At 47.2% G+C, this 6,270-nt stretch carries 5 protein-coding genes; 2 read left to right on the top strand and 3 right to left on the bottom strand.

What is annotated here, in order from left to right; translation table 11 throughout:
- Positions 1-22: 22 nt before the first annotated feature.
- Together H6G03_RS36620 and H6G03_RS36615 are read right to left on the bottom strand one after the other, a co-directional pair.
- Positions 23-424, bottom strand: coding sequence for an ExbD/TolR family protein (locus H6G03_RS36620; RefSeq protein WP_190475780.1), 402 nt, complete (start codon positions 422-424; stop codon positions 23-25).
- Positions 408-1,061: a MotA/TolQ/ExbB proton channel family protein gene (locus H6G03_RS36615; protein WP_190475778.1), complete on the bottom strand. Its 654-nt coding sequence runs from the start codon at positions 1,059-1,061 to the stop codon at positions 408-410. Before H6G03_RS36615 ends, H6G03_RS36620 begins: the two co-directional genes overlap by 17 nt.
- Before the next feature lie 310 nt (positions 1,062-1,371).
- On the opposite strand from H6G03_RS36615, the gene H6G03_RS36610 reads away from it, so the two are divergent.
- Complete coding sequence (locus tag H6G03_RS36610) at positions 1,372-3,243, top strand: energy transducer TonB (RefSeq protein WP_190475775.1); 1,872 nt, start codon at positions 1,372-1,374, stop codon at positions 3,241-3,243.
- A 140-nt stretch (positions 3,244-3,383) separates the two neighbouring features.
- Here H6G03_RS36610 and H6G03_RS36605 read toward each other — a convergent pair whose 3' ends face one another.
- Positions 3,384-4,079: a Crp/Fnr family transcriptional regulator gene (locus tag H6G03_RS36605; protein WP_190475774.1), complete on the bottom strand. Its 696-nt coding sequence runs from the start codon at positions 4,077-4,079 to the stop codon at positions 3,384-3,386.
- Positions 4,080-4,273: 194 nt separating this feature from the next.
- Between H6G03_RS36605 and hcp the strand changes: the two genes are divergently transcribed.
- Positions 4,274-5,908, top strand: a complete 1,635-nt coding sequence (gene hcp, locus H6G03_RS36600; protein ID WP_190475771.1) for a hydroxylamine reductase — start codon at positions 4,274-4,276, stop codon at positions 5,906-5,908.
- Positions 5,909-6,270 lie beyond the last annotated feature (362 nt).

The raw sequence follows: 6,270 nt of genomic DNA, 5'->3' as shown, positions 1-6,270 counted from the left end.
CCCCCACTCCCCCACTCTCCCTCTATGGCTTTTGCGTTGCGATCGCTAATTTTGCACCTTCAACTCGCCGCAATCGATCCATAACCTGTACTACTTGACCGTGATTGACTGCTTTATCTGCATTCAATACCACAAGTAAAGGTTGATTCGGTTTGATCTGCTGGCGCACGGCGTTTTCCAACGCCTCCAGCTCGATGGGTTCTCGATTTAGCGCCAATCGCCCTTGTTCGTCAACTGTCACCGTCACTTGCGCTGGTGGCTGGCTTTTTCCGGTCGCGGCGGATGGCAAATTGACCGATAATCCTTCCGAACGAGTCAAAAACAGGGAAGACATCACGAAAAAGGTCAAAATCGCAAACACAACATCGATCATCGGCACGATGTTGATTTGGGGCGGTATATCCGGTTCATCGGGTAGACGCATAAGCTTTTTCTCCTCGTTCGTAGCGACGGCGATAAAGCAGTTCCAGCTGTCCGCCATATTCCTGAATCCGTGCAATTTGGCGTAGGTAAAGCCCCCGAAATGTATTGGCAAACATCAGGGTAAAGATGGCGACTACCAATCCCGATGCTGTAGAAACGAGAGCTTCGCTGATTCCAGCCGTGGCATTAGCTGTTTTAGTACCGCCCACATCACCCAGATTCAGGGAGCTAAACGAAGTTATCAGTCCTAATACAGTGCCTAGAAGTCCGAACAACGGAGAAAGGCTGATTATGGTATCAAAAACGTTGTTAAACCGCTTCAGCACTGGTATTTCTGCTTGCGATTCGCTTTCCAACGCCAAGCGAAATTCTTCTGGAGTCGGTTCTTCAAGTTCCAAAGCAGCCAGAAAAATTCGTGCTATGGGCAAATCGGCATTTTGCTTGAGTCGATCGATCGCACCAACAACGTTATCGCGACGGTACAGAGCAAATACGTCTCGCACTACCCGATTCTGCCTTTGGTTGATGCGAAACCAAAAAGCTATACGCTCTGCAATTAGCGCCACCGCTACTACTGAAAAGGCTAGCAGCGGCCACATGACCACGCCGCCATCTGCAAAAAGTTTACTTATTCCCATTTAAAGCCTCTACGCCAATCTAAAAGGCGATTCCTGCTTGCCAGCGAATTCTGCTGGTAAACCTAACGTCCTCATGAGAGATTATCTCTAATGAGAATAGTTGTCAAGTCTCTCTTAAACTTTAATGACACTAGAATTTCTACTTAATAGTAAAGATTTTCGTTAAGTTTTATTTTATTTTTAGAATAACCTTTTATAATTCATGGTATTACAGCTTGTTTATCGAAAAATAGATCTATTACGAACTTGACAAAATTCTTGAATAGTCTTACTTTCACTAAAGACAAGTGCAAATTATTTGCAATAGAATATGAGTCTTTCCAGGATCGCTCTACAGCAGCGACAAAGAGAAGAGGAGGAGCTGAAGTCTTTTCTAACCTTTAGCTCGATCGGTTCCGTGGTACTGCATATAGTCGTGCTGAGCCTGAGCAATTTTTGGGTTAGTGCGGCAGAAGTGCCAGAAGACCCGATCGAAGTGGTGATGGTCGATCCGCCGATCGAGGCAGTTGTCAAACCGGAAGAGAACACTCAACTCAAAGCAGAACCAAAAGCTGAAAGTACTTCTAGCGGCGGTTCCCAAGCAGGTGGCACAACCGGTAGTTCATCGGCACCATCATCTAGATCTACAGGTTCTCAGTCAGACATCGCCCTCAAAGAACCGGCGATTTTTTCTGGCAAACAGCCGAATCTGCCTGAAATCCCTGCCATCCGGCAACCAGTTGCTACTTTACCGCCCTCTCCATCTGAGCTGCCTAAACCTCTGGAACCTCCTGTTCTTAGCACTCCGCTAAAACTACAGCCAGCGCCAGTTGCTAGCATCCCGCCCCAACCGATCTGGACACCGCAACCGATCTGGACACCGCCACCAGAACCGATGCCAACGCCAGTTGCTAGCATCCCGCCCCAACCGATCTGGACACCGCCACCAGAACCGACACCAACGCCGTTGAAAACACCGGAACCGGAACCGACGCCCACACCTGTGGCTTCCATCCCACCGCGATCGGTTCGCATACCGGAACCAGAACCGACACCAACGCCGTTGAAAACACCGGAACCAGAACCGACACCAACGCCATTAAAAACCCCGGAACCAGAACCGACGCCAGTTGCTAGCATCCCGCCGCAACGGATCTGGACACCGCCACCAGAACCAGAACCAACGCCAACGCCATCGAAAACGCCAGAACCAAAACCAACGCCGTCTCCGACTGTGACTGAGAAACCCAGGTCGGTTAGTACGCCATCACCGACACCAACCTCTACTCCAGAAACAACGCGAACTCCTCAGTTCGGTGAGACTGCTAGGAGACCGGTGCAAAATGAAAGGCGAGTTGCCTCAAGGGAGCGATTTGAGGATGCGGGACAAGTTTCCGATCGCCCCAGAAATACTTTCCCAGAGCAAACCAGCGCCAGAAGCACTCAAGAAAGTTTAGAAAATAGTTTAGGTTCGCTAAATAATAGTGGGGGATCGAGCGATCGCAACAGTATTAATTCCAGCACGAGCGATCGACCTGGAAATGGGACGGGTTTAAACAATCGCTCTGAGGATTCCAAACCAGAATCTGGCAATGGTACTGGAGATCGATCTGGAAATGGCACCGGTTTAAACAATCGCTCTGGCGATTCCAAACCAGAATCTGGCAATGGTACTGGAGATCGATCGGGAAATGGCACTGAACCCAGCAATAGTAATGACAATAAACCAAACACTGACTCGACAGTAGCCACAGGGCCGAGAAATTCCAGACCGGAAAATGCTTCAGAAAATAGAGAACGTTCTAGAAGAAACTCATCTTCTCATCGCGTGCGCTGTCGTAGATGTCCTCCGCCAAAGTATCCCTCCGGTGCTGAAAACCTAGAAGGCATCGCTGAAGTTCTGATAGATGTTGATAGAAATGGCGATGTCACAAATGTAGATATTGTTAAAAGCAGCGGTCACCTCGTACTTGATGAAGCTGCAAGAGAAACAATCAAGGACAAATGGAAGTTCGCAACATCAGAAAACGGACAACAGGTGCCAGCACAGGTTCCCTTTGTCAGACGCGGATCGCGGTTGCAGCGTCAAGCTGTTCAACAGCAACGTCAGTTAGAAAGACAACAGGAACTCACGGAACAAACACAACGGGAACTGGCGGAACAGCAACAAAAAGAAAGCGAACAAGGGATTGAGCCAAGATAATAGCCAAAAGCTTGGAAGTTATCAGAAAATCTTTCAATGAAGTATCAGAAAAGATGGACTTCAGAATGCTTGAATTCAATTGGAGAATCGAACGCAGATGTATGCCCTACTCTTCCATTCCATAAGCTTTCCGACTCGCCTTATTTATTCTGTCCTCGCTGGGAGAGTCGATCGCGATCGCACAATCGCACAGTCGTCCCATCGACCTCGATCGCTCCTTCTTGACTGAGTTTATAAAAGGCGCGAGAGAGCGTTTCTGGAATAGTTCCCAACAGTGCAGCCAGTTGTCCTTTCGGTAAATCCAATTCAATGACATCGGCTTTGTTATTGCGATCGCTCAAATTTAACAAATAATTTGCTAACCGTTCGGGCACTTCTTTAAAAGAAAGAGTATCCACTAAATGCGCCAATCGTCGCAAGTGTCGGGCAAAAGTTCCCAACATAGCGATCGCCAGTATCGGATGTTGCTGCAAAACCATCAAAAAAGCGGCTCTGGGAATAAATACAACCTCTGAATTTTCCAGTGCAGCCGCCGATGCCGGAAAATGACCGCCATCGAAAGCAGGTACTTCTGCAAAATGTTCGTCAGCGCCGAAAATATGCAAAATTTGTTCTTTCCCAGCGCTCGCTACTTTAAAAACCTTAATGCGTCCCGATTTGACGATAAAAAATCCAGTTCCTTCATCTCCCTCCCAAAATAGCGTTTCCCCTTTTTTATAACTCTGGAGAATCCCTATATTCGCTAAAGCAGCCAATTGCTCATCAGCGACATCCCGAAAAATCGGCGTTTGTTTCAAAAACTGTTTGACTTCTAAAATACGTTCGCTAATAGTCATATAGCTAGGGGTTAGGGGATAGGGGCTAGGGGCTAGGGGAAGAGGGGAAAGGGGGAAAGGGAAAAGGAAATAGGGAACAGATTTATTCTCCCGCTCCCCCGCTCCCCCACTCCCCCACTCCCCCTTGACTTAAGTCAAGGATCGGCTTGAGGAATCCCAATAGGCTAGAGATAAGAACACAGGAGTAACGATATATGTACTGTAACCAATGCGAACAAACAACCCGTGGCGATGTGTGTCATCAGTGGGGAGCCTGCGGTAAAAGTCCTGAAGTCAATGGGTTGCAAGATTTGTTGGTACATTGCTTGCGGGGACTATCGCAAGTGGCGCTGCAAGCCAAATCTTTGGGAATAGACACTCGCGAGGCAGATGAGTTCACAATGGAGATGTTGTTCTCCACGATGACGAATGTAAATTTCGATCCAGTTGATTTTGTGGCGTTTGTCAATCGTGCGATCGCATTGCGCGAAAGTCTAAAGTTGCAAATCCAAGTTACAGGTAACGTTGTTGTTGAGTCTGCGATCGCAACTTTCCAGCCTGCTGGCGAGCCGAAACAACAAATTGAACAAGGAAGAGAACTAGAATTTGAGTTTATCGGTCAGTCTGCTAAAAATGTCGATATTTTCTCGCTCAAGCTGACAGTATTATATGGACTCAAGGGCCTTGCTGCCTATGCCTTCCATGCGTCGGAACTCGGTCAGCACGATCGAGACCTCGATCGCTTTTTCCATGAAGTGTTGGCGAATCTCGATGCAGTAGATAAAACTCTGCCAGAATGGCTCGATCTCGCTCTCAAAGTGGGAGAGATGAATCTGAAAGCAATGGCGCTACTCGATGCTGGAAATACAGAAACTTTCGGACATCCCACTCCTACCCTTGTACCTTTGGGCACTACAGTTGGCAAGGCGATTCTGGTATCGGGACACGATTTGCGGGATTTGAAAGCGATCCTAGAGCAAACCGCAGGCACGGGTATTAAAGTTTACACTCATGGCGAATTGCTACCCGCTCACGGTTATCGAAAACTCAAACAAACTTATCCGCATCTTTACGGACATTACGGTACGGCATGGCAAAATCAAACACATGACTTCGATCGCTTCCCAGGTGCGATCGTGATGACGACGAATTGCCTGATGCCACCTCACGAATCTTACAAAGACCGGGTGTTTACTTTGGGGCCAGTGGGTTATCCCGGTTTGAAACATACTAGCATTCGGGAAATTTCGCCAATTATCCAGACAGCGCAAGAACTACCGGGATTTGAAGAAGAGTGCGATCGCGGCACGGTGACGGTAGGCTTTGCTCGCAATACGGTGCTAAGTGTAGCCGATACTGTTATAGATGGCGTAAAGCAAGGTAAAATTCGTCACTTCTTCTTAGTCGGTGGCTGCGATGGTGCGAAGCCGGGTCGCAATTATTACACGGAATTAGTGGAAAAGATACCCGATGATTGTATCGTTATGACTTTGGGTTGTGGCAAGTTCCGCTTCTTCGACAAACATCTGGGTGAAATTGCCGGTATTCCGCGCTTGCTGGATATGGGACAATGTAATGATGCTTATTCGGCGATTCAAGTTGCAGTAGCTTTGGCAAATGCCTTTGGTGTTAATGTTAACCAACTGCCCCTATCGTTAGTCTTGTCTTGGTACGAACAGAAAGCGATCGCAGTTTTGTTGACCCTGCTTTATTTAGGCATTCAAAATATCCGCATCGGGCCAACACTGCCGGCGTTCCTCACACCTAATGTTGTGAAAATCTTGTCAGAAAAGTTCAATTTGAAACTGATTGCTACACCAGAACAAGATTTAGCAGCCTGTCTTGGTTAAATTAGTTGGGTGGGAATTAAAACCCACCCAAATCAAATTCTTTTTAAGGCAAATTCGAGCCGGAATAGGGTGCGATCGCCCCTTTTATTTGACCGAATGTACAGACATAAAAATTTTACTGCGATGTTGCGTTGAAAGCCCCATCTCTTCGTGGGTGGGGATGAAAACGCAACCAACAAACAAAGCGGAGCAACATTTGTGTTTTTGTGGTAATATGAGTACCATAAATAAGTTAATCACACCATGCTAACCCTGGAAGCAAAATTATATGGAAAAACTGAGCAGTTCAAAGCCTTAGATGAGGCAATAAGGACTGCTCAGTTTATTCGTAATTACTGCATTCGATACTGGATGGATAATGC

This window comes from Aerosakkonema funiforme FACHB-1375 (genome assembly GCF_014696265.1).
Taxonomy (GTDB): Bacteria; Cyanobacteriota; Cyanobacteriia; order Cyanobacteriales; family Aerosakkonemataceae; genus Aerosakkonema; species Aerosakkonema funiforme_A.
Note: the sequence above shows the minus strand (reverse complement) of the source record. Positions and strands in the feature narration are given on the sequence as shown.

Excerpts from the sequence above, each read along its gene's own strand:
- H6G03_RS36615 (WP_190475778.1), bottom strand. The coding sequence starts at position 1,061 with ATGGGAATAAGTAAACTTTTTGCAGATGGCGGCGTGGTCATGTGGCCG.
- H6G03_RS36605 (WP_190475774.1), bottom strand. The coding sequence starts at position 4,079 with ATGACTATTAGCGAACGTATTTTAGAAGTCAAACAGTTTTTGAAACAA.
- hcp (WP_190475771.1), top strand. The coding sequence starts at position 4,274 with ATGTACTGTAACCAATGCGAACAAACAACCCGTGGCGATGTGTGTCAT.
- H6G03_RS36620 (WP_190475780.1), bottom strand. The coding sequence starts at position 424 with ATGCGTCTACCCGATGAACCGGATATACCGCCCCAAATCAACATCGTG.
- H6G03_RS36610 (WP_190475775.1), top strand. The coding sequence starts at position 1,372 with ATGAGTCTTTCCAGGATCGCTCTACAGCAGCGACAAAGAGAAGAGGAG.